27 protein-coding genes and 1 pseudogene are annotated in these 25,435 nt (G+C 69.0%); 13 read left to right on the forward strand and 15 right to left on the reverse strand.

What is annotated here, in order from left to right:
• Positions 1 to 70 precede the first annotated feature (70 nt).
• From HND91_RS17070 to HND91_RS17085, 4 genes are all read left to right on the forward strand, one after another.
• Positions 71 to 1,246 (forward strand): MFS transporter, encoded by a 1,176-nt coding sequence (locus HND91_RS17070; RefSeq protein WP_181707811.1) that lies wholly within the window; start codon positions 71 to 73, stop codon positions 1,244 to 1,246.
• Positions 1,247 to 1,381: 135 nt separating this feature from the next.
• Entirely contained in the window at positions 1,382 to 1,549 is a 168-nt protein-coding gene (rpmG, locus tag HND91_RS17075) for a 50S ribosomal protein L33 (protein ID WP_181704055.1), read from the forward strand.
• 227 nt (positions 1,550 to 1,776) lie between these two features.
• On the forward strand, positions 1,777 to 2,121 hold the full coding sequence (locus HND91_RS17080) for a hypothetical protein (protein ID WP_181707812.1): 345 nt from the start codon (positions 1,777 to 1,779) through the stop codon (positions 2,119 to 2,121).
• A gap of 71 nt (positions 2,122 to 2,192) precedes the next feature.
• The gene (locus tag HND91_RS17085; protein WP_181707813.1) at positions 2,193 to 2,528 is read left to right on the forward strand and encodes a hypothetical protein; all 336 of its coding nucleotides are present in this window, start codon (positions 2,193 to 2,195) and stop codon (positions 2,526 to 2,528) included.
• A gap of 456 nt (positions 2,529 to 2,984) precedes the next feature.
• On the opposite strand, the gene HND91_RS17090 is transcribed toward HND91_RS17085, so the two are convergent.
• Together HND91_RS17090 and HND91_RS17095 are read right to left on the reverse strand one after the other, a co-directional pair.
• Positions 2,985 to 4,355 carry a PleD family two-component system response regulator gene (locus tag HND91_RS17090; RefSeq protein WP_181707814.1) on the reverse strand — a complete coding sequence of 457 codons (1,371 nt, stop codon included), beginning with the start codon at positions 4,353 to 4,355 and terminating at the stop codon, positions 2,985 to 2,987.
• Between the two features lie 13 nt (positions 4,356 to 4,368).
• Entirely contained in the window at positions 4,369 to 4,740 is a 372-nt protein-coding gene (locus tag HND91_RS17095) for a response regulator (RefSeq protein WP_181707815.1), read from the reverse strand.
• 224 nt (positions 4,741 to 4,964) lie between these two features.
• On the opposite strand from HND91_RS17095, the gene HND91_RS17100 reads away from it, so the two are divergent.
• The 3 genes from HND91_RS17100 to HND91_RS17110 all read left to right on the forward strand — a co-directional run bounded on the left by HND91_RS17100 (position 4,965) and on the right by HND91_RS17110 (position 7,399).
• Positions 4,965 to 5,258 (forward strand): DUF3572 domain-containing protein, encoded by a 294-nt coding sequence (locus HND91_RS17100; protein WP_181707816.1) that lies wholly within the window; start codon positions 4,965 to 4,967, stop codon positions 5,256 to 5,258.
• Between the two features lie 66 nt (positions 5,259 to 5,324).
• Complete coding sequence (locus HND91_RS17105; protein WP_181707817.1) at positions 5,325 to 6,050, forward strand: 3-keto-5-aminohexanoate cleavage protein; 726 nt, start codon at positions 5,325 to 5,327, stop codon at positions 6,048 to 6,050.
• 29 nt (positions 6,051 to 6,079) lie between these two features.
• Positions 6,080 to 7,399: a DNA polymerase IV gene (locus tag HND91_RS17110; protein ID WP_181707818.1), complete on the forward strand. Its 1,320-nt coding sequence runs from the start codon at positions 6,080 to 6,082 to the stop codon at positions 7,397 to 7,399.
• 73 nt (positions 7,400 to 7,472) lie between these two features.
• On the opposite strand, the gene HND91_RS17115 is transcribed toward HND91_RS17110, so the two are convergent.
• The 3 genes from HND91_RS17115 to rocF form a co-directional block, all read right to left on the reverse strand.
• Positions 7,473 to 8,324, reverse strand: a complete 852-nt coding sequence (locus HND91_RS17115) for an MBL fold metallo-hydrolase (protein ID WP_181707819.1) — start codon at positions 8,322 to 8,324, stop codon at positions 7,473 to 7,475.
• Positions 8,325 to 8,481: 157 nt separating this feature from the next.
• The gene (gene rocD, locus HND91_RS17120) at positions 8,482 to 9,693 is read right to left on the reverse strand and encodes an ornithine--oxo-acid transaminase (RefSeq protein ID WP_181707820.1); all 1,212 of its coding nucleotides are present in this window, start codon (positions 9,691 to 9,693) and stop codon (positions 8,482 to 8,484) included.
• Positions 9,694 to 9,708: 15 nt separating this feature from the next.
• Positions 9,709 to 10,680, reverse strand: a complete 972-nt coding sequence (rocF, locus tag HND91_RS17125; protein ID WP_181707821.1) for an arginase — start codon at positions 10,678 to 10,680, stop codon at positions 9,709 to 9,711.
• 134 nt (positions 10,681 to 10,814) lie between these two features.
• On the opposite strand from rocF, the gene HND91_RS17130 reads away from it, so the two are divergent.
• Positions 10,815 to 11,240, forward strand: a complete 426-nt coding sequence (locus HND91_RS17130) for an Lrp/AsnC family transcriptional regulator (protein ID WP_181707822.1) — start codon at positions 10,815 to 10,817, stop codon at positions 11,238 to 11,240.
• A gap of 79 nt (positions 11,241 to 11,319) precedes the next feature.
• Here the strand turns inward: HND91_RS17130 and copM are convergent, their stop codons facing one another.
• The gene (gene copM, locus HND91_RS17135) at positions 11,320 to 11,655 is read right to left on the reverse strand and encodes a CopM family metallochaperone (protein ID WP_425485484.1); all 336 of its coding nucleotides are present in this window, start codon (positions 11,653 to 11,655) and stop codon (positions 11,320 to 11,322) included.
• Between the two features lie 181 nt (positions 11,656 to 11,836).
• A complete protein-coding gene (locus HND91_RS17140) occupies positions 11,837 to 12,082 on the reverse strand; it encodes a hypothetical protein (RefSeq protein ID WP_181707823.1) in 246 nt (81 codons plus the stop codon).
• Positions 12,083 to 12,515: 433 nt separating this feature from the next.
• Here HND91_RS17140 and HND91_RS17145 point away from each other — a divergent pair, with 433 nt between their 5' ends.
• Both HND91_RS17145 and HND91_RS17150 read left to right on the forward strand, forming a co-directional pair.
• The gene (locus HND91_RS17145) at positions 12,516 to 14,138 is read left to right on the forward strand and encodes a fumarate hydratase (protein WP_181707824.1); all 1,623 of its coding nucleotides are present in this window, start codon (positions 12,516 to 12,518) and stop codon (positions 14,136 to 14,138) included.
• Positions 14,139 to 14,478: 340 nt separating this feature from the next.
• Positions 14,479 to 15,078 carry a L,D-transpeptidase gene (locus HND91_RS17150; RefSeq protein WP_181707825.1) on the forward strand — a complete coding sequence of 200 codons (600 nt, stop codon included), beginning with the start codon at positions 14,479 to 14,481 and terminating at the stop codon, positions 15,076 to 15,078.
• A gap of 363 nt (positions 15,079 to 15,441) precedes the next feature.
• On the opposite strand, the gene HND91_RS17155 is transcribed toward HND91_RS17150, so the two are convergent.
• Both HND91_RS17155 and HND91_RS17160 read right to left on the reverse strand, forming a co-directional pair.
• On the reverse strand, positions 15,442 to 15,813 hold the full coding sequence (locus HND91_RS17155; protein ID WP_181707826.1) for a gamma-butyrobetaine hydroxylase family protein: 372 nt from the start codon (positions 15,811 to 15,813) through the stop codon (positions 15,442 to 15,444).
• Positions 15,814 to 15,889: 76 nt separating this feature from the next.
• Positions 15,890 to 16,771, reverse strand: coding sequence for an NAD(P)-dependent oxidoreductase (locus HND91_RS17160; protein ID WP_181707827.1), 882 nt, complete (start codon positions 16,769 to 16,771; stop codon positions 15,890 to 15,892).
• Between the two features lie 162 nt (positions 16,772 to 16,933).
• Here HND91_RS17160 and ade point away from each other — a divergent pair, with 162 nt between their 5' ends.
• The 3 genes from ade (at position 16,934) to HND91_RS17175 (ending at position 19,849) form a co-directional block, all read left to right on the forward strand.
• Positions 16,934 to 18,733 (forward strand): adenine deaminase, encoded by a 1,800-nt coding sequence (gene ade, locus HND91_RS17165; protein WP_181707828.1) that lies wholly within the window; start codon positions 16,934 to 16,936, stop codon positions 18,731 to 18,733.
• A gap of 167 nt (positions 18,734 to 18,900) precedes the next feature.
• A complete protein-coding gene (locus HND91_RS17170) occupies positions 18,901 to 19,170 on the forward strand; it encodes a bacteriocin (protein ID WP_181707829.1) in 270 nt (89 codons plus the stop codon).
• A gap of 367 nt (positions 19,171 to 19,537) precedes the next feature.
• A complete protein-coding gene (locus HND91_RS17175; RefSeq protein WP_181707830.1) occupies positions 19,538 to 19,849 on the forward strand; it encodes a type II toxin-antitoxin system RelE/ParE family toxin in 312 nt (103 codons plus the stop codon).
• 134 nt (positions 19,850 to 19,983) lie between these two features.
• Here the strand turns inward: HND91_RS17175 and HND91_RS17180 are convergent, their stop codons facing one another.
• From HND91_RS17180 to mobA, 6 genes and pseudogenes are all read right to left on the reverse strand, one after another.
• Complete coding sequence (locus HND91_RS17180; protein WP_181707831.1) at positions 19,984 to 20,820, reverse strand: ABC transporter permease; 837 nt, start codon at positions 20,818 to 20,820, stop codon at positions 19,984 to 19,986.
• Positions 20,817 to 21,530, reverse strand: coding sequence for an ABC transporter permease (locus tag HND91_RS17185; protein ID WP_181707832.1), 714 nt, complete (start codon positions 21,528 to 21,530; stop codon positions 20,817 to 20,819). The genes HND91_RS17180 and HND91_RS17185 overlap by 4 nt, the downstream gene beginning before the upstream one ends.
• 244 nt (positions 21,531 to 21,774) lie before the next feature.
• Complete coding sequence (locus HND91_RS17190; RefSeq protein ID WP_181707833.1) at positions 21,775 to 22,554, reverse strand: ABC transporter substrate-binding protein; 780 nt, start codon at positions 22,552 to 22,554, stop codon at positions 21,775 to 21,777.
• A 276-nt stretch (positions 22,555 to 22,830) separates the two neighbouring features.
• Positions 22,831 to 24,105, reverse strand: a complete 1,275-nt coding sequence (locus HND91_RS17195) for a molybdopterin molybdotransferase MoeA (protein ID WP_181707834.1) — start codon at positions 24,103 to 24,105, stop codon at positions 22,831 to 22,833.
• Positions 24,106 to 24,109: 4 nt separating this feature from the next.
• Positions 24,110 to 24,595 carry a molybdopterin-guanine dinucleotide biosynthesis protein B gene (gene mobB, locus HND91_RS22865; protein WP_181707894.1) on the reverse strand — a complete coding sequence of 162 codons (486 nt, stop codon included), beginning with the start codon at positions 24,593 to 24,595 and terminating at the stop codon, positions 24,110 to 24,112.
• A gap of 168 nt (positions 24,596 to 24,763) precedes the next feature.
• Positions 24,764 to 25,369, reverse strand: a pseudogene (mobA, locus tag HND91_RS17205) (molybdenum cofactor guanylyltransferase MobA); the annotation flags it as partial.
• Between the last annotated feature and the right edge of the window lie 66 nt (positions 25,370 to 25,435).

Raw genomic sequence — 25,435 nt, forward strand, 5'->3', positions numbered from 1 at the left:
ACTTCTGGCGTATGCAGCTTCCGCGGGATTCGGGTCCCGCCCGCGTTCTTCGCATGCATCGGACGTGACCATGACCGCCGTTCCCGCAGACACCCTGGACAGCACCCGCCGCCTCGGCATCGCCGCCGCGATCGGCGCGACCACGGCGGTCGGCACGTCGCTCGGTCTCGGCCTGCCGCTGCTGGCGATCGTGCTGGAGTCGCGCGGCATCTCGTCGTCGGCGATCGGCATCAACACGGCCATGGCCGGCGTGGCGGCGCTGGCGGTGACGCCCTTCGTGGCGCGGTTCGCCCGCGCGGTCGGCGCCGCGCAGCTCCTTCTCCTTGCGCTCCTCGTCGCGACGGCGGCCTTTCCGCTGTTCTTCCTGGCGTCGGACCTGTGGATGTGGTTCCCGCTCCGCTTCGTCTTCCACGGCGCGATCACCATGGCGTTCGTCCTGTCGGAGTTCTGGATCAACGCCCTGGCGCCGGACGGCAAGCGCGGCCTGATCCTCGGCATCTACGCGACCGTGCTGTCGCTCGGCTTCTCGGTCGGCCCGGCCGTGCTGGGGCTTGTCGGGACGGAGGGCTTCATGCCGTTCGCCCTCGGCACGATGGTGCTCGGCCTGTCGGCGGTGCCGGTGCTCTTCGCCCTCAGGGCCAATCCGCCCATGGAGGAGAAGCCGCGCGGCAACTTCCTGCGCTATCTGACGCTCGTTCCGCTCGCCACCTTTGCGGGCTTCACGTTCGGGGCCACCGACAGCGGCATCCTGGGCTTCATCGCGCTCTACGGCCTCAGGCTCGGCTACGACACGGCCGACGCCGCCCTGATGGTGTCGGCGGTGGCGATCGGCAACGTGGTGTCGCAGATCCCGCTCGGGCTCCTCGCCGACCGGGTGGACCGGCGCAAGCTCCTCGCCGTGATCGCGGCGATCGCCACCGTCGGCATGGCGCTCCTGCCCACGGTGGCGGACGACAAGTGGCTGACGTTCGGGCTGCTGACCGTCTGGGGCGGCGTGGTCGCGGGCCTCTACACGGTCGGCCTCGTCCATCTCGGCGCCCGGCTGAAGGGCTCGGACCTCGCCGCCGCCAACGCGGGCTTCGTGTTCATGTACGCCCTCGGCATGCTGGTCGGCCCGGCCCTGGTGGGCGCCGGCATGGACGCCTGGAACCCGCACGGGCTGGCGGTGGTGGAGGCGACGATCCTCGCCGCCTACACGGCCCTTGCGGTCTGGCGCATCGCCACCACGTCGAACCGCAACGCCTGACGGGGGTATCGGCCTTTGCTTTCTTGACATTCGGCCGGTTTCGACTAGGTTGCCGGCCGATCAGACACCGCCCACCGGCGGCGTCCGGCCGTGACGGCCGTCCCCATTTTCGCATGACACAAGGACCAGGGCGCCATGGCCAAGGCGACGACCATCAAGATCAAGCTCGTCTCGACCGCCGACACCGGCTACTTCTACGTGACGAAGAAGAACAGCCGTACGATGACCGAGAAGCTGACCATGAAGAAGTACGACCCGGTCGCCAAGAAGCACGTCGACTTCAAGGAAGCCAAGATCAAGTGAGGCGCTGACGCCCGCTCGGATCGAAGAAGCCGCCGCGAGGCGGCTTTTTTGTTGCCCGGTGCATCGACTGGGCAAGCACGCTTCCCGCGCAGATGCGAACTGGGGACGGTCCGGCGGATGCCGGTAATTCCGACCATTTCTGTTGCAATTCTTCCCTTCGTCAAAATACGATTCCGTGTCTGGGGCGCTCTGCAGCGAGTCGGGCGCTCCGTTCGCAGGGGGAAAGAATGAACGCGAAGATCAGGACTGGCGCGGCCTTTGTCGCGGCCGCGCTGCTGTGCGCGGTCGGCTCGACGGCGCTCGCCGGCAGCTGGAAATTTACCATCGAGAATCGGTCGGACGCCGCGGTGACGGACTTCTTCACTCTTGAGAATGGCGAGTGGAGTTCGAACTGGCTCAGCGCCCGCATCAAGACCCGTGAGACGTTCGAACTCGATTTCGGCTACGACACCGGACCGTGCACGATCCCGACCCGGATCAAGTTCTCGGACGGGACTTACTTCGACGAGGATGTCGACTACTGCTCGGTCTCCCATTTCGTCGTCTACAACGACCATGTGGCGCTCCGCTGAGCGGAACGGCGAGCATTAACACGGGCGCCCGCGGGGGCGGGAAATGCCTGGAACGGTTAAAGGGGGCTTCCATGAGGCATGTCACGATAATCGCCGCCCTTGCGGGCGCGACATGGTTGGCTGCGTCTTCGGCAAAGGCCGAAGATCTCGTCTTCACGCTGATCAACGGTACGAACTCCACCTTGACGGAGTTCTACACCTCTCCTAGCAACGTCGAGAATTGGGAGGAGGACGTCTTCGGAAAGAACGTCCTCGGACCGGGCGAGCAGGTCGAGATCACCATCGCGGACGGGCGCGACGTTTGCGACTACGACATGAAGTTCGTGTTCTCGGAGGATTCCGACCTGGACACGACGCTCGACACCCAGAACCTCTGTGAGCTCGGCAGCTACACGATCCACGAGTGAAAAAGAAAAGCCCCGCATGGCGTCGGGGCTTTTCGATCAGGAGCATGACGGACCTGAGATCCGGACGACGCGATGGCGGCGCGCCGTACGAACAAGGAGTGGCCGGTCGGTTGCGGATCAACGAGGAGGCCACTCTTCCCGCAACCGACCGGACCTGCCCCACGGACTCAGGAGATGCGGCGGACCTGAGCGAACCGCGGGGACCTTCTAAAGAACAGAGCCGTTTCGAAGAGAACTTCGTCGCGGCGTCTGCGTCTTCATGGTCCCAACCTAGATTCGGCGAGCGAAAAGAACAATGCCAGCGTAGGTTTTGAGGCTAACTCGATCCAATTTTAGTGAAAGATTAAGGTAAACGCGATGGACGGCCTGCGGGGCGTCCGATCGGCGCCGCGGGCTCGCCGCGCGAATGCCTGCGCGGCGGTCCCGGCGCGGCGAGATGGTCGTCCGTCGGCGGGCTCAGGCCGCCGCGGCCACCACCCGGTTCCGGCCTTCGCGCTTCGCCTGGTAGAGGGCGAGGTCCGCGCGCTTCAGCATGGCCTCGGGCGTCTCGCCGGCGCCGTCCAGGGAGGCGAGACCGATGGAGATCGTGACGTTCAGCTGCTTGGCGCCGCCCGCGATCCGGAACGGCTCGCCGGCGATCCGCTGCCGGAGGCGCTCGGCCACCATGCGGGCGAGTTCGCCGTCCGTCTCCGGCATGGCGATGACGAACTCCTCGCCGCCGAACCGGCAGGCGAGGTCGATGCCGCGCACGTTCTTGCGCACCCGGCGGGCAAATTCGCGCAGCACGTCGTCGCCGGCGTCGTGGCCGTGGGTGTCGTTCACGGACTTGAAGTGGTCGATGTCCACCACGAGGACGGACAGCTCGCGCCCGCGGGCGATCGACTGCTCCACCAGCGTGGACAGGTGGCTTTCCAGGTAACGGCGGTTGTGCAGCCCGGTGAGGCTGTCCATCACGGCCATTTCCATGGTGTGGGCGACACTGTCGCGAAGCTTGTCCGTGTAGCGCTTGCGGCGCACCTGGGTGCGGGCGCGGGCGAGCAGCTCCTGCCGGTCGATGGGACGGACGAGATAGTCGTTCACGCCGAGGTCGAGGCCGCGCAGGAGCCGCGCGTTGTCCTCCGGCTCGGCGACGAGCAGGATCGGCAGCATGCGCGTGCGCTCCAGCGACCGGAGCTGGGAGCAGAGGCGCAGCGCGTCATAGTCGGCGAGCGAGATGCTGACGATCACGAGGTCGTAGTTGCCCTCCGCGGCGCGGAACAGCGCCTCCTGCGGCAGGGCCTCCACGTCCACCCGGTTCTCGCTCGCCAGGCCCTGGGCGATGCGCTCCGACGAGGACGCGCGGTCGTCCACCACCAGCACGCGGCCGGGCTCGTTGCGGGTGAGATCGGCGAGGCTGAAACGGTCCTCCACGCCGACGCTGCCCTGGCGGGCGCGCAGATGCAGCTCGTCGGTCAGCATCTTCAGACGCACGAAGCTCTTCACCCGGGTGATCAGCGCGAGGTCGCTGACCGGCTTGGTGAGGAAATCGTCCGCCCCGGCCTCCAGGCCGCGGACCCGGTCGGACGTCTGGTCGAGCGCCGTCACCATGATGACCGGGATGTGCATCAGGAGCGGGCTGTTCTTGATGCGGCGGCAGGTCTCGAACCCGTCGAGGCCGGGCATCATGGCGTCGAGGAGGACGATGTCGCAGGGCGACCGGTCCAGGATGTCCAGCGCCTCCTGGCCGGATGTGGCGGTGCGCACGTCGAAATACTCGGCCGACAGCCGGGCTTCGAGCAGCTTCACGTTCGCGAGGATGTCGTCGACGACGAGGACGCGCGCTGTCATGGCTCTGCGACTCTCATCCCTCTCCGAGATACGCACGCACCGTCTCCAGGAACTTGGAGACGGAGATGGGTTTGGAGATGTAGGCCTCGCACCCGCCCTGGCGGATGCGCTCCTCGTCTCCCTTCATGGCGAAGGCCGTGACGGCGATCACCGGGATCGCGCGCAGGTCGTCGTCCTCCTTGATCCACTTGGTGACCTCCAGGCCGGAGACTTCCGGCAGCTGGATGTCCATGAGGATCAGGTCGGGCTTGTGGGCTCGCGCCAGGTCGAGCGCTTCTATGCCGTTGCGGGTCTGAATCGTCTGGTAGCCATGCGCTTCCAGAAGATCATGGAAGAGCTTCATGTTGAGCTCGTTGTCCTCGACGATGAGAACCGTCTTCGCCATGCATCCGCTCTTCCGCCCGAGTTGCCGGGCTTGTTGGCTGTATACGCACCGCCTCCGGTCCATCCCGGACGCATCGGACCTATTCCGCCTCTTTCCACTGGCAGTGGCCGCCGCTATCTCGTCTTCCGGCCGCGAAACGACGGCGACAATGCCCGCCGTCTCTCTTCATGATATGTGCAGCAAGCTACTCCGGATTCCTTACGTAAACGCAAACGGTCGGACCGATGCGGAAAATTAACCGTTTATCCCGCGAAGACGCGGAGGAAATTGCCATCTCCGGCCTTCAGTTCCTGGTGCAGGACCCGGAAGCGCTCGGCCGCTTCCTCGCCCTGTCCGGAATCGGGCCCGGCGACATCCGGGCGGCCGCCCAGGAACCGGGTTTTCTTACCGGCGTACTCGAATTTTACCTCGAGGACGAGTCCCTCCTGCTCGCCTTCGCGGCTTCCCGGTCGATCCGGCCGGTCATGGTGGCGGCCGCGCGCCATGTGCTGTCGCCGGACACCGAAGACTTCTCCTGACCCGAACTGACAGGAGAACGGGCGATGATGCCCTCCCCTTCCCAGGCTCGATCGGAACGAGGCTCCATGATCCAGGCGGCTCTCAACGGCGGTCGGTCCCGCCGCTTCCACCCGGCCGTGCCATGCACGCCGGCCGAACTCGCCCGCGCCGCGGCGGCCGCCGTCGAGGCCGGTGCCGCGTGCCTGCATATCCACCCGCGCGACGCGGCCGACCGGGAAAGCCTCGACCCGGCCGTGATCGCGCCGGCCCTCGAGGCGGTGCGGCGGGCGGTGCCGGGAACGCCGGTCGGCGTCTCCACCGGCCGGTGGATCGCGCCCGGAGGCGAGGCCCGCCACGACGCCATCCGCCGCTGGACCGTGCTGCCGGACTATGTCTCGGTCAACCTGATCGAGCCGGACTCCGCCGAGGTGATCTCGCTGGCGCTGGCGGGCGGCATCGGCGTGGAGGCCGGCGTGTGGTCGCCCGCCGACGTGGACCGCCTCGCCGCCCACAAGGACGCGGGGCGGTGCCTGCGGCTCCTGATGGAGATCAACGAGCAGGATCCGGCCGACGCGATCGCGGTGTTCGAGGCGACGCTCGCCCGCGCCGACCAGCGCGGCATCCGGCTGCCGATCCTCGCCCACGGTCTCGACGCGGGCTTCTGGGCCGTCCACGCGGCCGCCATGGCCCGGGGGCTCGACACCCGGGCGGGACTGGAGGACTGCGCCTTCCGGCCGACCGGCGCGGTCGCGCGCGACAACGCCGACGCGATTGCGGCGGCGCTGACGTTCAGGCACGATCGGCCCTCCTGACCCAGCAGCCCTGCCGAGGACGCCGTCCCGTGACCGCGGACACCGCCCCCTCCCCGTCGGTCGACGCCAGAGCCGCCGAGGGATTCTGCCGGGACTGCCTCGCGCCGCTCCGAGCCTCGGAGCGACGCTGCCAGGGATGCGGCAGCCCTCGTCTCGCGCGCCATCCGGAGCTGTCGCGGCTCTCCATCGCGCATGTGGACTGCGACGCCTTCTACGCGGCGATCGAGAAGCGGGACGACCCGTCTCTCGCCGACAAGCCGCTCATCGTGGGCGGCGGCAAGCGCGGGGTGGTGGCCACCTGCTGCTACATCGCGAGGATCAGCGGCGTGCGATCGGCCATGCCGATGTTCAAGGCGCTGAAGCTCTGTCCCGACGCCGTGGTGATCAAGCCGAACATGGAGAAGTACGCCGCCGTCGGCCGCGACGTGCGGCGGATGATGCTCGACCTGACGCCGCTCGTGGAGCCGCTCTCCATCGACGAGGCCTTCCTCGACCTGACCGGCACGGAACGGCTGCACAGGGCCGTTCCGGCGCTGACGCTCGCGCGCTTCGCCCGCCGGGTGGAGAGCGAGATCGGCATTACCGTGTCGGTCGGGCTGGCGCCGAACAAGTTCCTGGCCAAGATCGCCTCCGACCTCGACAAGCCGCGCGGCTTCTCGGTGATCGGCGCCGAGGAGGCCGCCGCCTTCCTGGCGCCGCGCCCGGTAACCACCATCTGGGGCGTCGGCGCGGCCTTTTCGGCCAAGCTGGCGGCGGACGGGATCCGCACCGTCGGCGACCTCCAGGGCATGGCGGTGACCGATCTCGCCCGGCGGTACGGCGCCATGGGGTTGCGGCTCGCGAAGCTGTCGCGCGGCGACGACGACCGCCGGGTGGACCCGACGTCCAAGCGCAAGAGCGTCGGCGCGGAGACGACGTTCGACGACGATCTCGCCTCCCTGCAGGATCTGCGGCCCATTCTCCGGCGGCTGTCGGAGAAGGTCGCGGCGCGCCTGAAGGCGCTCGACATGGCGGGTCGGACGGTGACGCTGAAGCTGAAGACGCAGGACTTCAAGACCGCCACACGGTCGCGGACGCTGGCCGACCCGACCCAGCTGGCGGACCGGATCTTCGCGGCCGCGGACGATCTCCTCGGCCGGGAGCCCGCCGGGCCCAAGTACCGGCTGATCGGCGTGCAGATCTCCGAACTGGAAGGCTCCCGGCTCGCCGACCCGGCGGACCTGGTCGATCCCGGCGCCACCCGCAAGGCGGCGGCGGAGCGCGCCATGGACAGCGTGCGCGCCAGGTTCGGCCTGAAGGCGGTGGAGACCGGCCTCGTCTTCGACGATCGGGTGCGGCGCGGGCGCTAGATCGATCTCCGACCGGGTTGCACGATCTGGTCGATGGGAGAATGCTCCAGGAAAGCGCTCCAACCGGCGGCGTTCAGTGGCGCGCCAGCACGGACTCCTCGGCCGGCTGGCCGCCGAGGATGTGGAGCTCCCCGGCGTCGTGGCTGCAGAACACGGTGACCTCGGCGGACGGGTCGTTGGCGAGCGCGCGCAGCCGCACCTGGTTGGCAAGCCGGGCGTCCTTGTCGACGTTCATCATGTCCTGGTAGGCGCGCATGCCCGGCGGGCAGGTGCGCTCGGAGCCATGCACCTCGCCGTGGAAGAAGTAGGCGTCGCCGGCGTGCAGCAGCCAGCGGCCGTCCGTCCGAACCGCCACGCCGGCATGACCGGCCGTGTGGCCGGCGAGCGGGATGAACAGGATGTCGGCCGGCAGGCCCTGCAGGTCGCGGACGGCGGGGAAGCCCATCCAGGTCTCGCCGTCCGCCCGGTAGGTGCGCCACTCGGTGGTGGAGGCCCACTGGTCCGGCCGGTAGCGGCGCTTGCCGACGAAGCCTTGGGCGTGCTCCGCCGATTGGAGCTCGTCGGCCATCACGTGCACACGGGCATGCGGGAAATCCGAGAGGCCGCCCGCGTGGTCGAAATCCAGGTGGGTGAGCACGATGTGGCGCACGTCGGCGGCGCTGAAGCCCAGGCGCTCGACCTCGCCGAGCGCCGTGTAGCGCCGGTCGAGCTTGATGTTGTTCATGGTGCGGAAGAGCCCGCTCAGCCGGTCGGGCCGGCGGACGTCGTCGACGCCGAAACCGGTGTCGACGAGCACGAGGCCGTCGTCCGTCTCGATGAGAAGGCAGTGGCAGACCAGGCAGGCGGTCGGACCGCTGGAGCGGCCGTCGAACAGGGCGCCGCCGATCGGGCACATGCAGCCGCAGTTGAGATGGTGGATGCGCATGGCCGACTCCCTCTCCGGTGCGCGCCGGCTCGGGCCGGCTTGTCAGTCCGGTGAACGATGGAGGAGTCGGCTGGTTCCCGGACGGGCGACCCGGCAGAGACGCGGAGCCACATGCAAGTGGCTCCGCCGGCTGGCGTTTCGGGCCGCCCCGGCGTCGTCACGCGGCGGCGGTCAGCACCTCGCGGATCCGGTCCAGCGCCCAGTCCACCTCGTCGCGGGTGATGACGAGCGGCGGGGCGATGCGGATGGTGTGGCCGTGGGTGTCCTTGGCGAGCACGCCCTTCGCCCTCAGCGCCTCCACATGCCGGCGGGCGCCGCCGGCTTCCGGATGGAGTTCGACGGCCAGCATCAGGCCGCGGCCGCGCACCTCCTTGACGAGGTTGGAGCGCAGGCCCTGGAGCTCGGTCCGGAAATAGTCGCCGAGGCGGGCGGAGTTCTCGATCATGCCCTCCTCCACCAGCACCTTCAGGGCCGCCCGGGCGACCGCGCAGGCGAGCGGGTTGCCGCCGAAGGTGGAGCCGTGCTGGCCGGGCTGCAGGGTGCCGAGGACATCCGTGTTGGAGAGCACCGCCGAGACCGGATAGAAGCCGCCGGACAGGGCTTTGCCGACGAGGGTCACGTCCGCCACGATGCCCTCGTGCTCCTCGGCCAGGAGCTTGCCGGTGCGGCCGAGGCCGGTCTGGATCTCGTCGAGGATGAGGGTGACGCGGTTGGCCGTGCAGATCTCGCGGACGCGCTTGAAATAGCCGGTCGGCGGGATGATGACGCCCGCCTCGCCCTGGATCGGCTCCACCAGGAAGGCGACCGTGTTGGGCGTGATGGCGGCCTCCAGCGCGTCGGCGTCGCCGAACGGCACCACCTTGTAGCCGGGCGTGAACGGGCCGAAGCCGCCGCGGGCGTCAGGATCGGTGGAGAAGGACACGATGCCGAGGGTGCGGCCGTGGAAGTTGTCGGCTGAGACGATGATCTCCGCCTGGTTCTCCGGCACGCCCTTGACCTCGTAGCCCCACTTGCGGACGGCCTTGACGGCGGTTTCCACCGCCTCCGCGCCGGAGTTCATGGGCAGGACCTTGTGGCTGTCCGTGAGGGCGGCGAGTTCCTCGTAGAAAAGCGCCAGCTGGTCGGACCGGAAGGCGCGGGAGGTCAGGGTCAGCTTGCCGGCCTGCTCCACCATGGCGGCGAGAATCTTCGGGTGGCAGTGGCCCTGGTTCACGGCCGAATAGGCGGAGAGGCAATCGAGGTAGCGGTTGCCGTCCACGTCCCAGACCCAGACCCGCTCGCCGCGGGTCAGCACCACATCAAGCGGTTTGTAGTTGTGGGCGCCCAGCCGGTGCTCGATTTGAATAAAGTCCTTGGCGTGGAGGGTCATGGTGAAAAACTCCGTTCAGGCCGGCTGGCGATGGAGGACGGTGAGGCCGAAGAGGCTGGCCGTGAGGTCGGCGACGAGGCGGGCGGTGCGGCCGCGCTCGTCGAGAAAAGGATTGAGCTCGACGAGGTCGAGGGAGCCGAGAAGGCCGCTGTCGTGGATCATCTCCATGACTAGGTGCGCCTCCCGGTAGGTGGCGCCGCCCATCACGGCGGTGCCGGTGCCGGGCGCCAGGGCCGGGTCCAGGAAGTCGGCGTCGAAGCTGACGTGCAAGTGAACATTGCGCTTTTTCAGCCGGTCGAGAATCCGGCGGAGCGGCGCGACGATGCCCTCCTCGTCGATCTGGCGCATGTCCACCACCTCGACGCCGTGCTCGGCGAGGGCGCGGCGCTCCTCCCGGTCGACCGAGCGGACGCCGAACAGCGAGATCGAGTCGGGCGCGATCGGCACGTGGCCGGCGTCGCCGGACAAGGGGGCGAGGCTGGGGTCGCCGGACAGATAGGCGAGCGCCATGCCGTGCATGTTCCCGGACGGTGTGGTGTCGGGCGTGTTGTAGTCGGCGTGCGCGTCGAGCCAGAGCACGGCGAGCTCCCGTCCGGCGTCGCGGCAAGCGCGGGCGACGCCCGAGATCGTTCCCATGGACAGCGAATGATCGCCGCCCATGAAGACCGGAACGCCGCCGGACCGGGCCATTTCGTAAGCCGCGTCGTGGATGGCACGCGTCCAGGCGGTGATGTCGGCGAGGTTCCGACAACGGGCGGCCGCGATCGGATCCATCGCGGGCTCCACCGGAGCCGGCGCCGACATGTCGCCCTTGTCGTGGACGATGTAGCCGAGGTCCGCGAGGCAGGCGGGAAGGCCCGCTGTGCGCAGCGCGGCGGGGCCCATCAGCGTGCCGGCCGTGCCCGCGCCGCGCTCGGACGGGATGCCGAGGAGGCTGATCCGGCTCTCGCGGAACCCGTTCGGAAACCCACCGTCGTGCTTCGTCATCCCCGCCCCGCTCCCGTTGGCGCATCTCACTGGAAGCAGAGGGTGAGGCTTGACGGCGGCAACCAAAAGCCAGCAGTGTGCTGCATATCGCTCAGGTTTCTGACGTTTCGCCAGAGACGGCTGACAGGTGACCGATGGAGCTGGACGAGACGGACCGACGGTTGATCGCCGAACTGAGGGACGACGCCCGCCTGCCGGCGGCGACGCTGGCCCGGCGGCTCGGAGTCAGCCGGGGCACGGTGCAGAACCGGATCGACAAGCTGGTCGAAGCCGGGGTCATCCTCGGGTTCACCGTGCGGGTGCGCGGCGACGTGGAGGCCGGGCGGATCCGGGCGATCACGTCGCTGGAGGTGCGCTCCGCCGACACGAAGGCGGTGATCGCCGCGCTGAAGCGGCTGCCGGACATCGCGCGCATCCACTCCACCAACGGCCGCTGGGACTTCGTGGTGGAGATCAACGCGGCCGATCTCATCAGCCTGGACCGGACGCTGCATGACATCCGCGCGGTCCGGGGCGTGTCCCTGTCGGAGACGAGCATCCTCCTCTCCGAGATGACATGAGGCGCGGATGACGTGAGGCGCGACCCGTCGGCCGCGCCTCGCGCCTAGATGCCGGCGGCGGTTCCGCCGGCCGGACGGGTCACTCCAGACCCTTGGCCTTCAGCCAGGCGCGCATGGCGGCGACCTCCGCCTCCTGGGCCTTGATGACGGTCTCGGCGAGGGCGCGGTTCTCCGGGTCCTTGCCGTACTGCAGGAGGATGCGGGCCATGTCGATGGCGCCCTCGTGATGGGCGATCATGCCTCGAACGAAATCGACGTCCGGATCGCCGGAATACTCGATGTCCATGGCGGCGTGCATCTTGGCGTTCGCCTCCCGGAACGCCCGGGAGGACGGACCGTCGTCGCCCTTCGGCGCGCCCATGCCGGGCATCTGGCCAGCGCCCTGGCCGCCGTGTGGCATGGCGGACGGGTCCATGGGCATGGCGCCGCCTGAGGCGCCGTGCATGTCGTGGCCGCCGTGCTTCATCTGGGCGACGGCGGGCGAGAGAGCGAGGCCGAGCGCGAGCGCGCCGGCGGTGACGACCTTGATGATGGTCATGGGGGTTTTCCTCGATGATGGTCCGACAGGGTGGCCAGCGGTCAGGCTGGCATGGTCGTCAAGCCAAGGATCGAGGGGGCGGGTCCGGCCGGTCGAGCTCGGTTCCGAGCGGAACGCTGACGAGCGCCGGACCGACGCGCAGGCGCTCCGGCGCCGTCTCGTCGGACGCGCCGGGGAGAATCGGAACCGTGAGGCAGATGGCGCAGACGCAGGCGGTGGCGCACGGGTCGGCGGGGCCGGTCGCGTCCGGACCGGCCGCATCCGGACCGGTTTCGAGGGCGACCGCCGCCGCGTCGACGGCCATTCCCGCTTGGAACCCATGATCGACGCTTCCGACAGCGTGGGCCGCGCCGTGGTCGTGGTGGGCCTCCGCGCTCGAGACCGTCGTGACCAACCGATGCGGGCAGGCCGGACCACCGGGGCTCGCGTGGACATGGGCCGGCGCGATCCCGGTGCCGAACGCCACGAAGACAAGAAGCAGTCGCAGGCAGATCGCGCGGATCACGGACAACGCGGCGAGGCTCCCGAACGTCGATGACCTCCAGCATATGGCGTCTCGGCAGCGAGACGCCAATCCCGAAGCGGCGATGTGGGATCGATCCTGGCGGCGCGGCGCGCCGACCTGCGCCGAAGGTCGTGCACCGGCCGTCTTGGCGCACTGCGGCAATGGGATTAAACCCGGATCCATCCCGACGCTTCAGGCGCCGTTCCTCCACCCTCCGGAGCCAGCCAAGCCCATGTCCGAGCCCCTCGTCGATACCGGCCTCTTTCCGCTCGCGCCCGACGCCACGCCTTATCGCAAGCTGACCGGCGACCACGTGTCGACGACCACGTTCGAGGGCGAGGAGATCCTGAAGGTGGAACCAGAGGCGCTGCGGCTCTTGGCGGAGGCGGCCTTCATCGACATCAACCACCTGCTCCGGCCCGGCCATCTGGCGCAGTTGACCAAGATCCTGGACGACCCGGAGGCGACCTCCAACGACAAGTTCGTGGCCTACGACCTCCTGAAGAACGCCAACATCGCGGCCGGCGGCGTGCTGCCCATGTGCCAGGACACGGGCACCGCCATCGTGATGGGCAAGAAGGGCCGGCGGATCTGGACCAAGGGCGGGGACGAGCAGGCGATCTCGCGCGGGGTGATCGACGCGTATCTGAAGAAGAACCTGCGGTACAGCCAGCTGGCGCCGCTCTCCATGTTCGAGGAGCGGAACACCCGCAACAACCTGCCGGCGCAAATCGACATCTACGCGGAGGGCGAGGACGCCTACAAGTTCCTCTACATCGCCAAGGGTGGCGGGTCGGCGAACAAGACCTTCCTGTTCCAGGGCACGCCCTCGCTGCTGACCCACGACAGGATGCTGGCCTTCATCAAGGAGAAGATCCTGACGCTGGGGACCGCCGCCTGCCCGCCTTATCACCTGGCGATCGTGATCGGCGGCACCTCGGCGGAGATGAACCTGAAGACGGTGAAGCTCGCGTCCACGCGCTACCTGGACGGCCTGCCGACCCAGGGGTCCGAGCAGGGGCACGCCTTCCGCGACCTCGCCTTCGAGGAGGAGATCTTCAAGGCGACCCAGGCGACGGGCGTCGGCGCGCAGTTCGGCGGCAAGTATTTCTGCCACGACGTGCGGGTGATCCGCCTGCCCCGGCACGGCGCGTCGCTGCCGATCGGGATCGGCGTCTCCTGCTCGGCGGACCGGCAGGCGCTGGGCAAGATCACGAAGACCGGCGTCTACCTGGAGGAGTTGGAGCACAATCCGGCCCGCTACCTGCCGGAGATCGACGAGACGGCGCTCGGCGGCGACGTGGTGAAGGTGGACCTCACCCGGCCCATGAGCGAGATCCTGCGGACCTTGTCCGCCTATCCGATCAAGACGCGGCTGTCGCTGACCGGGCCGCTGATCGTCGCCCGCGACCTCGCCCACGGCAAGCTGCGCGAGCGGCTGGAGAGCGGCCAGCCGCTGCCGGACTATTTCAAGAATCACCCGATCTACTACGCCGGCCCGGCGAAGACGCCGGCGGGCTATGCGTCGGGATCCTTCGGCCCCACCACCGCCGGCCGGATGGACGCCTACGTGGACCAGTTCCAGGCCGCCGGCGGCTCCATGGTGATGCTCGCCAAGGGCAACCGGTCGAAGGCCGTCCGGGACGCCTGCCAGAAGTACGGCGGCTTCTACCTCGGCTCCATCGGCGGGCCGGCCGCGCGCCTCGCGCAGGACTGCATCAAGCACGTGGAAGTGGTTGAATTTGCAGAACTTGGCATGGAAGCCGTGTGGAAGATCGACGTCGTCGACTTCCCGGCCTTCATCGTGGTGGACGACAAGGGCAACGACTTCTTCCAGGCTTTGAACCTCGGTTGAGGTAGGAACCGGGCGGTGCCGCGTTGGCGACCGCCCGGCCCGCCGGTGATTCGGCAAAAGTTCGTGCGCGACAGCGGCGAGCAGGATGATCAGGCCGGCGCGGTGGGGGTGGAAGCGTCAACCATGTTGCACCACCGCAACAACGGATGCGGATCCCCGCGCAGATCTGTTGAGGACGGCGGATCGTTGTTGAATCGGTAACCAGCAGGACCCCAACGTGAGGGCGAAGCGGCGATCCACGTGAACCGGACAGACGTCATCCGCGAAGGGGCGACCCGTCGGGGCCACGCGCGCCGCTGAACCGTGTTTTCACTCGTCCGAGAGTCTGGTCCGACCCGCCATGCGCAAGCTCATTTCCACCGCGGCCGGCGCTTGTCTCCTGGCCCTTTCGGCTGCCGGCACCGCCGGCGCCGAGGAGGCGGCCACCAAGCGCTTCTACGACCCCGCCACCGGGTCGTTCCAAGTCATCAAGCTGAAACCGAGCCGGCAGACCGCCAATCCGGTGCCGCGGGAAGTCATCACCTACGACGGGCCCTACAAGAAGGGCACGATCGTGGTGAACACCGAGGAGCGCCGGCTCTACTACGTGCTCGGCGACGGCAAGGCGCTGAAGTACGGCATCGGCGTCGGCCGGCCGGGCTTCACCTGGGCCGGCACCCACTCGATCACCCGCAAGGCGGAGTGGCCGGGCTGGACGCCGCCGCCGGCCATGCGCAAGCGCCAGCCGGACCTGCCCTATCACATGCCGGGCGGCCCGGATAACCCGCTGGGCGCGCGCGCCATGTATCTCGGCTCCACGATCTACCGCATCCACGGGACGGCCGAGCCCTGGACCATCGGCCAGGCGGTGTCGTCCGGCTGCATCCGCATGACGAACGACGACGTGGCGCACCTCTACGAGCAGGTCGGCGTCGGCACCAAGGTGATCGTGGTCCGCTGAGGCGGGGCGATAGACATGCGAAGGGGACCGGTGGAAGCCGGTCCCTTTTTTCGTTTGCGATAGGCAAGTTCCAGGCTGATGGGCGCCTGTTCAGGGCGATCACCGGAAGGGCGATCATATCCTTCCCCTCAGGGGAAGGTGGCCCGAAGGGCCGGAAGGGGTCGTCTTTTTGGTTGGCTGTCGTGTTGCTCGACGACGACCAAAACGTGTTGCTGGACGGAAAAAGACGACCCCTCCCCCGGCCTTCGGCCGGACCCCCTTCCGCAGTCACGGGCCTGCTCCACCTTGGCCTTCGCCAAACCCCTGAAGGGAGGAATCGCGTCCGCTTTGAATTTTCAGAACCTCGAGCCGGATAACGACCGGTCAGCGCTTGCGCCGTTCCCGGCTCATGCCCTTGGCGTCGAGCTCGGCGACGTATTCGGCCAAGAGGGCGTCCTGCCGCTCGCCCATGTCGCGCAGGAGGTCCCAGGGGTAGATCCCGGTGTCGTGCATGTCGTCGAACCGAAGCCGGACCGCGTAGGAGCCGACCGGCTCGACGGCGAGGATCTGCACCTCGCGCTTGCCGGGCACGGTCTGGCGCTGGCCGGGGCCGTGGCCCTGAACCTCGGCGGACGGCGAGCGGACGCGCAGGAGCTCCGCCGGGATGGCGAAGCTCTTCCCGTCGTCGAAGGCGACCGTCAGGGTGCGCTTGTCGGGCGAGAGGCGGATCTCGGTGGGCCAGGCCTTGTCGGACATGAGGACGCTCCTCGGGGACGCTCCGTGGGGGAAAGGGCCGCCGCCGGACCGCGGCGCCCTGGTGCGGGTCGGGGCGTCAGGCCGTCTTCGCCGGCACGAGGCGGGCGATGAGGCTGGACGTGTCCCAGCGGTTGCCGCCGAGGGCCTGGACGTCGGCGTAGAACTGGTCGACGAGGGCGGTGACCGGCAGGCGCGCGCCGTTGGTCTTCGCCTCGTCGAGGACGATGCCGAGATCCTTGCGCATCCAGTCGACCGCGAAGCCGAACGAGAACTGGCCGGCGTCCATGGTCTTCCAGCGATTCTCCATCTGCCAGGACTGGGCGGCGCCCTTGGAGATGACGCCGATCACCTTCTCCACGTCGAGATCGGCCGCCTTGGCGAAGGCGATGGCCTCCGACAGGCCCTGGACGAGGCCCGCGATGGCGATCTGGTTGACCATCTTGGTGAGCTGGCCGGCGCCGGACGGGCCCATCAGGCCGACCATGCGGGCGAAGGAGCGGATCACCGGCTCGGCCCGGTCGTAGGCGTCCGCGTCGCCGCCCACCATGACGGTGAGGACGCCGTTCTCCGCGCCCGCCTGCCCGCCGGAGACCGGCGCGTCGAGGAAGTGGATGCCGCGCTCGGCCGCGGCGGCGTGAAGCTCGCGCGCGACCTTGGCGGACGCGGTGGTGTGGTCGACGAAGACGGAGCCCGGCGCCATGGACGAGAAGGCGCCGCCCTCCCCGATCGTGACCTGCCGGAGGTCGTCGTCGTTGCCGACGCAGGAGAAGACGAACTCGGCGCCGTCCGCCGCCTCGGCCGGGGTGCGGCCATGGCCGCCGCCGAACTGGCCCACCCAGGCCTCCGCCTTCGCGGTGGTGCGGTTGTAGACGCGCGTCTCGTGCCCGCCGCGCGCCGACAGATGCCCGGCCATGGGATAACCCATGACGCCCAAACCCAGAAACGCGACCTTGGCCATGGCTGGTGTCTCCCCTTTTCGGCTTTCGGTCTGTTCTTAGCGGGTCGGAGCCGACTTGTCAGGGTACCGCCTCGAGGGTGAATCCGTCCGGCAAGACCCTTCCGCGAGGCGAGCCCGGCGGGATACGGTTCGCGATCGACAGACGAACAGGGAGATGGCCGGATGACGCAGATGGCGAGTTGGGCCCGATCGGCGGCGCGCCTCATCGACGTGGCGACCGGCCGGGCGCCGGCGGACATGGTGGTGCGCGGCGGCCGCTGGGTGAACGTGCACACCCGCGAGATCCTGCCCGGCACCGACGTGGCGATCGCCGCCGGGCGGTTCGCGGCGGTGGCGGCCGACCTTTCCTATGCGATCGGCCCGGAGACGACCGTGATCGAGGCGGACGGGCGATACATGCTGCCCGGCCTCTGCGACGGCCACATGCACGTGGAGAGCGGCATGGTGACCGTGACCGAGTTCGCCCGGGCGGTGATCCCGCACGGCACCACCTCCATGTTCATCGACCCGCACGAGATCGCCAACGTGCTCGGCCTTCCGGGCGTGCGGCTGATGCACGACGAGGCGCTGACGCTGCCGGTGAACGTCTACGTGCAGGTGCCCTCCTGCGTGCCGTCGGCCCCGGGCCTGGAAACGCCGGGCGCCTCCATCGAGCCGGAGGACGTGGCGGAGGCCATGGGCTGGCCGGGCATCATCGGCCTCGGCGAGATGATGAACTTTCCGGGCGTGGTGGCCGGCGACCCGAAGATGCTGGCCGAGATGGCCCACACCATGGATGCCGGCAAGACCGTGGGCGGGCACTACGCGGCCTTCGACCTCGGCCGGAACTTCCTCGGCTACGTGGCCGGCGGCCCCGCGGACGACCACGAGGGGACGCGGCTGGAGGACGCGGTGGCGCGCGCCCGGCTCGGCATGCGGCCGATGCTGCGGCTCGGCTCGGCGTGGTACGACGTGGCGGCCCAGATCAAGGCCATCACGGAGCTCGGCCTCGACCCGCGCAGCTTCATCCTCTGCACGGACGACAGCCATTCGGGCACGCTCGTCAACGACGGGCATGTGGACCGGGTGGTGCGGCACGCGATCGCCCAGGGCTGCCCGCCGGTGATCGCCATCCAGATGGCGACGCTGAACACCGCCCAGCACTTCGGCCTGGAGCGGGAGATCGGCTCCATCACGCCGGGCCGGCGGGCGGACCTGGTGATCTCGTCCGATCTCGTGGCCCTGCCGATCGACCTGGTGGTGGCGCGCGGCCGGGTGCTGGCGGAGAACGGTCGGCTGACCGCCGACGTGCCCGCCTACGCCTACCCGGACGCGGTGAAGCGGACGGTGAAGCTCGGCCGGCGGATGACGGCCGACGCCTTCGACATCAAGGCGCCGAGCGGCCGCAATTCGGTGACGGCGCGGGTCATCGGCGTGATCGAGAACCAGGCGCCCACCAAGGCGCTGACGGCGACGCTGCCGGTGGAGGACGGCCTCGCCGTGGGCGACCCGGCCGAGGACGTCTGCCAGATCGCGCTCGTCGAGCGGCACAAGGGCACGGGCGGCGTGGTGAACGCCTTCGTGAAGGGGTTCGGCTACGTGAAGCCCTGCGCCATCGCCTCCACGGTGGCGCACGACAGCCACCATATGATCGTGGTCGGCACCTCCAAGGCCGACATGGCCCAGGCGGCGAACCGGCTGGCGGAGATCGGCGGCGGCGTGGTGGTGATCTCCGAGGGCAAGGAGCTGGCGCTGGTGGAGATGCCCATCGCCGGGCTGATGTCGGACGAGCGCGCCGAGATCGTGGCCGCGAAGGCCGAGCGGGTGGTGAAGGCCATGGAGGCGTGCGGATGCCGGCTCAACAACGCCTACATGCAGCACTCGCTGCTGGCGCTCGTCGTCATTCCGGAATTGCGCATTTCTGACATGGGATTGATCGACGTTACGACGTTTTCACCTGTGGACCTGTTCCTGACCGATTGACCGCGACGACGAAGGTAGCGAGAACTTTGCGGCGCACTCGGCGTTTGTGATGCGAGACGACGCGTACCAGAGTCCCTTTTCGATGCCGATCCGGCGGAGGCAAGGCGGCCCCATCACCGTCCGATCGTGAGCGCACCTATACGGCGAGACGCCGAACGGAGGAAAGTATGAAGAAGATGCTTGTCGTTGTTGCTCTGGGCATGGGTCTTGCCGGTTGCCAGGGTCAGACGGCCACGCAGCAGCGCGTGACCACCGGCGCGGGCGTCGGCGCTCTGGGCGGCGCCGCGGTCGGCGCGCTGGCCGGCGGCGGCCGCGGGGCGGCCATCGGCGCCGTGGCGGGCGGCATCGGCGGCGCTGCGGTGGCCGGCGCGACGGCTCCGCGCAACTGCACGGCCTACGACAGCTACGGCCGTCCGTACGCGGTCGTCTGCCCGTAAGCGACATTCCCTTCCGGACCGGCCGCGCCCGCCCGCCATATGCGGGCGGGCGCGGCTTTTTCTACTTTAGCGGGTATATTGTATTGAAAAATGTTATGTTAATTGTGCTACATCTTTCATTCGTATAGTTGCTTTAGCTGCTTTTCCAGCTACATTGAACCCATACCTTTGACGATTGCGGGGGCAAGTCGATGAAGGAAAGAGGATCGGATGAATTCCGCCGGGCTTCGGACCGGCACGACAAGTGGGCGCGAATAGAGATACGACGCGCTCTGAGCATGATGGAAGCGCCGGACAAGCCCGCACTTCACAACCACGCCGATGTGCTGACGCACGTTGCCACCGTGATCGGAAAGGCCGAGGCCTGATGGTGGTCATCGAGTGGACAGAACTGGCACGTGCCGATTTCGTCAGTGCAATTGCGGTTGTGGCTGCCGAACGCAACCAGGAAGCCGCGATGCACCTCTTCGATAGGGTTGCGGACGAAGTCGGCCTTCTGGCGGACAACCCCTTCCGTGGCGAGATCGGCCGCGTGACCGCGACCCGCGAGCTGTCGGTGACCGGGCATGATTACTTCGTGGCCTTCACGGTCCTGCCGGCGCGCGTGGTGGTCTTGCGGCTCCTGTCCGCCCTCGCGCCGGGCACCGACCGGACCGTTGGTCCGGAGAGCACGTCCTGAGATCGAGCGGCGAGGTCGGCCGGCCCGAACGCCTGACGTCCCGGCCCCGAGGAAGGCCGCGGCCACCGCGACCTTGCCCGACAGGTCCGGACGGCCGACCCCGACCGTCGAACCCGATCGCCGGATCCGTTCGCTCAGTCGGCCCGACGCAGGTGTCGGGTGAGGCGGCGCTCCAGGACGTCCCAGACCCGGCGCAGGATCTCCACCATCACGAGATAGAGGATGGCCGCCCAGAGATAGACCTGCATGTCGTAGGTCTTGGAGAAGGCGTAGCGCGTCTGCCCCATCAGATCGAGGACGGTGATGATGGAGGCAATGGCCGAGCCCTTGATCATCAGCACCACCTCGTTGCCGTAGGGACGGAGCGCCGTGATGAGGGCCTGCGGGACGATGATCCTGGTGAGCGTGACCATGCGGGAGACGCCGAGCGCCTGGGCCGCCTGCCACTGGCCGCGCGGCACCGACCGGATCGCGCCGGACAGGATCTCGGCCTGGTAGGCGGCCGTGTTGAGCGCGAAGGTGAGCACCGCGCAGTTGAAGGCGTCACGGAAGAACCACCAGAGGCCGATGTCGCGGAAGAAGCCGACGAACTGGCCGGCGCCGTAGTAGACGAGGAAGGTCTGCGCCAGGAGCGGCGTGCCGCGGAAGAAATAGGAGTAGCCGAACGCGATGGGCGCCGCGATCGGGTTCCGGGACAGGCGGCCGATCGCGACCGGAATCGACAGGACCGCGCCGATCACCAGCGACAGGCCGACGAGCTTCAGCGTCGTCAGCACGCCCTCCAGGATGCGCGGCATGTAGCGCTCGACCATCTCGGCGTCCCAGCCGCTGACGAGCAGCCAGACGATGCCGACGCCGAGGACGGTCCAGAGCGCGAGCAGCGCGACGCCGGCGACACGGGCGGCGCCATGGCGGCGGCGCACGCTCGGAGGCGGCGGCGCGGCTTCGATCATCAAGGTCGCGGTGGTCATGCGCGGGTCTCCTGGCCACGCTCGGCCCAGGCGGACACGAAGCCGATGCCGATGGAGGAGATGATCGACAGCGCCAGATAGATCATGCAGGCGACGAAGAAGAACAGGAACGGCTCCTTGGTGTTGCCGACGGCCACGTTGGTGTTGCGCAGGATGTCGTTGAGGCCGATCACCGAGACGAGCGCCGTGTCCTTCAGGAGGATGAGCCACAGGTTGGAGAGGCCCGGCAGGGCGAGGCGGACCAGCTGCGGCAGGATGACGAGCCGCATGGTGGAGAGCCGGCCGAGGCCGAGCGCCTTCGCGCCTTCATACTGGCCGGACGGGATGCCCCGGAACGCGGACAGGAAGACCTCGCTCGCATAGGACGAGAAGACGAACGAGAGGGCGATGAGGCCGGCCACGAAGCCGTTGACCTCGGTGGGCTGGCCGTAGAGGGCGGTGGTGAGCCTGGAGAGGGCGATCTGGCCGCCGTAGTAGATGAGGAAGAGCGTCAGGAGTTCCGGAAGGCCGCGGAACAGCGTGGTGTAGATGTTGGCGCCCGCCCGGAGCGTAGCGTCCTCCGACGTCTTGGCGAGCGCCACCAGAAAGCCGAGGGCGAGCCCGAACGGCAGGGTGGCGCCGGCCAGCGACACGGTGACGAGCACACCGGACGCGATCTCGTCGCCCCAGCCCGTGGGGCCGAAGGAGAGAAGGCCAAGGGATTCGTTCATCGAGTATTTCCTGTCCACGATGGGCGCGGGACGGATGAGGCACGGCGGCCGGACGGCGCGGAGCCTTCCGGCTCCGGCCAGGGTCGAGGCGCGCCACGGCGCCGGTCGCCGGAGGGGCGCGCGGCCGGGCGGAACGCGAGCGCGCGCCGGATCGGGGGCGCGCTCGCCGGTATGCTCCCCGAGGCGATCCCGCCGGCGGGTGGGACGATGGGGCGCCGCGATGACCGCGACGCCCCGGGTCCCGTCAGCCGCCGTAGACGTCGAAGTTGAAGTACTGCTTGTTGATCTTCTCGTAGGTGCCGTTCTGGCGGATCGCCTGGATGGCCGCGTTGAACTTCTCCTTGAGGTCGGTGTCTTCCTTGCGCAGCGCGATGCCGGCGCCCTCGCCGTGGATCTCCTTCACCGGCGTGATGGTGCCGACGATCTTGCAGCAGGCGCCGGCCTCCGAGTTGATCCACTCGGACAGCACGACCACGTCGTCCACCACCGCGTCGAGGCGGCCGTTCTCCAGGTCGAGCTTGTACTCGTCGGCGGTCGGGTAGAGCTTGACGTCGCTCTCCGTGAGATACTGCTCGGCATAGGTGGAGTGGGTGGTGGAGGACTGGGCACCGACGGCGAGGTCCTTCAGGTCCTCGGCGGTCACGCCCGCGACCTCGCTGTCCTTCGGCACGGCGACGGCCGGCGGGGTGTTGTAGTACTTGTTGGTGAAGTCGACGGACTTCTTCCGCTCCTCGTTGATCGACATGGACGCGATGATGGCGTCGAACTTGCCGGCGAGGAGAGCCGGGATGATGCCGTCCCAGTCCTGCACGACGAACTCGCACTCGACCTTCATCTCGGTGCAGAGCGCCTTGGCGATGTCGATGTCGAAGCCCTTCAGTTCGCCGTTGGCGTCCTGGAAGTTGAACGGGGGATAGGCCCCTTCCGTGCCGATCCGGACCTTCGTCCACTCCTTGGCGGCGGCGGCGCCGACGATGGTGGCGAGAACGGTCGCGGCGAGGGCTACGGTTTTCAGAATGCGCATGTAAAGGCCCCACTGAACTCGTCCGCGAGCGATCGGCCGTCCGGTCGACGGCTCCTTCTGAGGGTTCGCCCGCGGATCTTTGTCGTTTTGTTTCGTACTCGTGCCCGGCGGGGCTCGACAGAACCGCGTTCAGGCACTTGCGGCCTATTGTCGTCTCATTCGCTAATGACTTGCAATAATCTAAATATCACTAGTCCATTCCGGACCCGCATAATCCTCAGCGGCGAAACGACGGGTCGTCACCTTCCCTTAGGGCAGACGAGCGCGGGTTCGCGGTCAGAAGAAACCGGTGAACGGCACGAAGGAGACGAGGTCTCCAGGCGCAACGGCGGTGACGGGCTCGGGAATGTCGATGAAGCCGTCCGCCTCGCGAAGGCCGGTGATGAGGCCCGAGCCGTCGCGGGGGAATTTCTCCACGACGAGCCGCCCGTCGGCACCGGTGGCGAGGCGGCCGCGCAGGAACTCGCGCCGGTCGGGCTTCTTGCGGGCGATCTCGAACGCGGCCGGCAGCGGGAAGCGCACCGGTTCGCGCCAGACCGCGCCCTCCAGTCGGGCGAAGAGGGGCAGGCCGTAGAGGAGGAAGCAGGCGAAGACGGCGACCGGATTGCCGGGCAGGCCCAGGAAGACGCAGTCGCCGATCTGGCCGAGGGTCATGGGCCGGCCCGGCTTGACGGCGATCTGCCAGAGGTGGCGGCGGCCGATCTCGTCGAGGGCGGTGACCACATGGTCCTCCTCGCCCCGGGAGGCGCCGCCCGAGGTGATGATGACGTCGAACCGGGTGGCCGCGTCGGCGAGGGTGTCGCGGATGACGTCGAACCGGTCGGCGAGCACGCCGAGGTCCGTCACCTCGGCGCCGGCCTTGGCGAGGAGCGCGGTCAGGAGCGCCTGGTTGCTGTCGTAGACCTGGCCCGGGCGGATGGGCGCGCCCGGCCGGACGATCTCGTCGCCGGTGGACACCGTGGCGACCCGCAGCCGGCGCCGGACCTGGACGCCCGTTCGCCCGAAGGACGCGAGGCTGGCTGCCTCCTGGGCGCGGAGGCGGATCCCCTCCCCCATCACGAGCGTGCCGGCCTTCAGGTCCTCGCCCGCCCTGCGCCTGTTGGCGCCGGGCTTCAGGCCCGGCGGCACGATGACGAAGGCCTGGCGGTCCTGGTCGTGGGTCTCGCAGTCCTCCTGCATGGCGACGGTGTCGACGCCCGCCGGCATGGCGGCGCCGGTGAAGATGCGGACGGCCGCGCCGGGCGGCACCGGGTCGTGGCGCGGATGGCCGGCGGCGATGCGGTCGACCACGGGGAAGAAGCCGCCGGTCGCCTCGTAGGAACTGGACGCGTAGGCGTAGCCGTCGACGGCGGCGTTGTCGGAGAGCGGGACATCCATGGGGGCGACGACGCTCTCGGCGAGAATGCGGCCCTCGCAGGCGGTGACCGGCACGGTCTCCGGCCCGGCGACGGCGGCAACCCGCTCGGTGATGAGCGCGAGCGCCTCGCCGTGGGTCATCCGCTCCTTGTCGGTGAGGAAGCAGTCGTCGAGGAGGCGGCGGTTGGAGGTCATGGGCTCAGGGCCTCAACGTCAGGAGGTAGTCGGCGAGCCGGTCGATCTCGTCGAGGCTGAAGGTCGGCACGGACGCCTCCACCGGATGGTCGGCCGCGATGGCGACGACGGCGGGATCGGCGGGGTGGAGCGGGTCGTGACGGGCGGCCTCCCGCCGGCGCACCTCCACCTTGGGGATGGGCTCGCGCTTCCAGCCCTCCACCACCACCACGTCGGCCGGGTCGAGGGCGGCGAGCACGTCGGCGAGCGACGGCTCCTCGTCCGGCGAGGCGAGTTCCTTCATGAGCGCCACCCGGCGGGCGGAGACGAGCGCGGTCTGGCCGGCGCCGGCCTGCCGGTGGCGGTGGCTGTCGGTGCCCGGATGGTCCACGTCGAAGCCGTGGTGGGCGTGCTTGACGGTGGCGACCGAGAGGCCGCGCGCCACGAACGCCGTCACGAGACCGACGACGAGCGTGGTCTTGCCGGCGTTCTTCCACCCGGCGACGCCGATGACGAAGGGCCGGACCGGGCGAACGGCGGACGCGGCCGACGGCTGGCCGGGAGCGGGACGATCGCGGCGCCGGCCGGCGGCGGATGCGGGTGGGGGTTGGAGGGGCTGGTCCGCCGCGGCGCCCCGAAGAGCCTCGGCGATCTCCTCCGCCTCGATCAGTTCGCTCGGCGTGTTGACGTTGAAGAAGGGATCCACCAGCCGGCCGTCCACCAGGAGCGGCGGGATGCGCACCACGGCGTGCCTGTGCCGGTCGATGAAAGCGCCGACCTTGCGCTCGCCGCCGTCGAGAAAGGCGCGAAGGTCCGCCCGGAGGCCGACCGGCCAGAGGCCGAATACCGGGTGGCGACCCTCGTCGGTCTCGGCGATCACGATGGTGTCGTCGGTTTCGGCGGCGTCCAGGAAGGTCTCGACCAGGCCTTCGGGGAAGAAGGGCGTGTCGGCGGCGGCCGTGGCGACGAACACCGCGCCCGGATGGCGGGCGGCGGCGAAATCGAGGGCCGCCAGCACGCCGGCGAGCGGGCCGGCGAAGCCGTGGATGCTGTCCGGAATGACGGGAAGGCCGAACTCGGCGAAGCGGTCCGGATCGCCGTTGGCGTTGAGGATCAGGTGGTCGGTCTCGGCGCCGAGGCGCTCCACCGCCCGGGCCATCATGGGGCGGCCGGCGAGCGGACGCAGGCCCTTGTCGCCGCCGCCCATGCGGCTGGAGCGGCCGCCGGCGAGGATGCAACCGAGAACGGGACGGTCACGGTCGGAACGACGGGTGCGATCGGTCATGGGTCGACCCTAGGGGGATCCGGGTGGCGGACGCAAGGCGGGCGGCCGCGACCCGCTTGCCGCAGG

The organism is Chthonobacter rhizosphaerae, assembly GCF_013839525.1.
Lineage (GTDB): Bacteria > Pseudomonadota > Alphaproteobacteria > Rhizobiales > Pleomorphomonadaceae > Chthonobacter > Chthonobacter rhizosphaerae.

Bases quoted from the DNA above. Each gene is read 5' to 3' on its own strand.
- copM (WP_425485484.1), bottom strand. From the start codon at position 11,655: ATGGACCCGTCCGCCATGCCACACGGCGGCCAGGGCGCTGGCCAGATG.
- HND91_RS17180 (WP_181707831.1), bottom strand. From the start codon at position 20,820: ATGACCACCGCGACCTTGATGATCGAAGCCGCGCCGCCGCCTCCGAGC.
- HND91_RS17130 (WP_181707822.1), top strand. From the start codon at position 10,815: ATGGAGCTGGACGAGACGGACCGACGGTTGATCGCCGAACTGAGGGAC.
- HND91_RS17090 (WP_181707814.1), bottom strand. From the start codon at position 4,355: ATGACAGCGCGCGTCCTCGTCGTCGACGACATCCTCGCGAACGTGAAG.
- HND91_RS17080 (WP_181707812.1), top strand. From the start codon at position 1,777: ATGAACGCGAAGATCAGGACTGGCGCGGCCTTTGTCGCGGCCGCGCTG.
- HND91_RS17115 (WP_181707819.1), bottom strand. From the start codon at position 8,324: ATGCGCATCCACCATCTCAACTGCGGCTGCATGTGCCCGATCGGCGGC.
- rocF (WP_181707821.1), bottom strand. From the start codon at position 10,680: ATGACGAAGCACGACGGTGGGTTTCCGAACGGGTTCCGCGAGAGCCGG.
- rocD (WP_181707820.1), bottom strand. From the start codon at position 9,693: ATGACCCTCCACGCCAAGGACTTTATTCAAATCGAGCACCGGCTGGGC.
- HND91_RS17085 (WP_181707813.1), top strand. From the start codon at position 2,193: ATGAGGCATGTCACGATAATCGCCGCCCTTGCGGGCGCGACATGGTTG.
- HND91_RS17185 (WP_181707832.1), bottom strand. From the start codon at position 21,530: ATGAACGAATCCCTTGGCCTTCTCTCCTTCGGCCCCACGGGCTGGGGC.
- HND91_RS17145 (WP_181707824.1), top strand. From the start codon at position 12,516: ATGTCCGAGCCCCTCGTCGATACCGGCCTCTTTCCGCTCGCGCCCGAC.
- HND91_RS17190 (WP_181707833.1), bottom strand. From the start codon at position 22,554: ATGCGCATTCTGAAAACCGTAGCCCTCGCCGCGACCGTTCTCGCCACC.
- HND91_RS17105 (WP_181707817.1), top strand. From the start codon at position 5,325: ATGATCCAGGCGGCTCTCAACGGCGGTCGGTCCCGCCGCTTCCACCCG.
- HND91_RS17155 (WP_181707826.1), bottom strand. From the start codon at position 15,813: ATGTCCGACAAGGCCTGGCCCACCGAGATCCGCCTCTCGCCCGACAAG.
- ade (WP_181707828.1), top strand. From the start codon at position 16,934: ATGACGCAGATGGCGAGTTGGGCCCGATCGGCGGCGCGCCTCATCGAC.
- HND91_RS17070 (WP_181707811.1), top strand. From the start codon at position 71: ATGACCGCCGTTCCCGCAGACACCCTGGACAGCACCCGCCGCCTCGGC.
- HND91_RS17160 (WP_181707827.1), bottom strand. From the start codon at position 16,771: ATGGCCAAGGTCGCGTTTCTGGGTTTGGGCGTCATGGGTTATCCCATG.
- HND91_RS17195 (WP_181707834.1), bottom strand. From the start codon at position 24,105: ATGACCTCCAACCGCCGCCTCCTCGACGACTGCTTCCTCACCGACAAG.
- HND91_RS17100 (WP_181707816.1), top strand. From the start codon at position 4,965: ATGCGGAAAATTAACCGTTTATCCCGCGAAGACGCGGAGGAAATTGCC.
- HND91_RS17095 (WP_181707815.1), bottom strand. From the start codon at position 4,740: ATGGCGAAGACGGTTCTCATCGTCGAGGACAACGAGCTCAACATGAAG.
- HND91_RS17170 (WP_181707829.1), top strand. From the start codon at position 18,901: ATGAAGAAGATGCTTGTCGTTGTTGCTCTGGGCATGGGTCTTGCCGGT.
- rpmG (WP_181704055.1), top strand. From the start codon at position 1,382: ATGGCCAAGGCGACGACCATCAAGATCAAGCTCGTCTCGACCGCCGAC.
- HND91_RS17150 (WP_181707825.1), top strand. From the start codon at position 14,479: ATGCGCAAGCTCATTTCCACCGCGGCCGGCGCTTGTCTCCTGGCCCTT.
- HND91_RS17140 (WP_181707823.1), bottom strand. From the start codon at position 12,082: ATGGCCGTCGACGCGGCGGCGGTCGCCCTCGAAACCGGTCCGGATGCG.
- HND91_RS17175 (WP_181707830.1), top strand. From the start codon at position 19,538: ATGGTGGTCATCGAGTGGACAGAACTGGCACGTGCCGATTTCGTCAGT.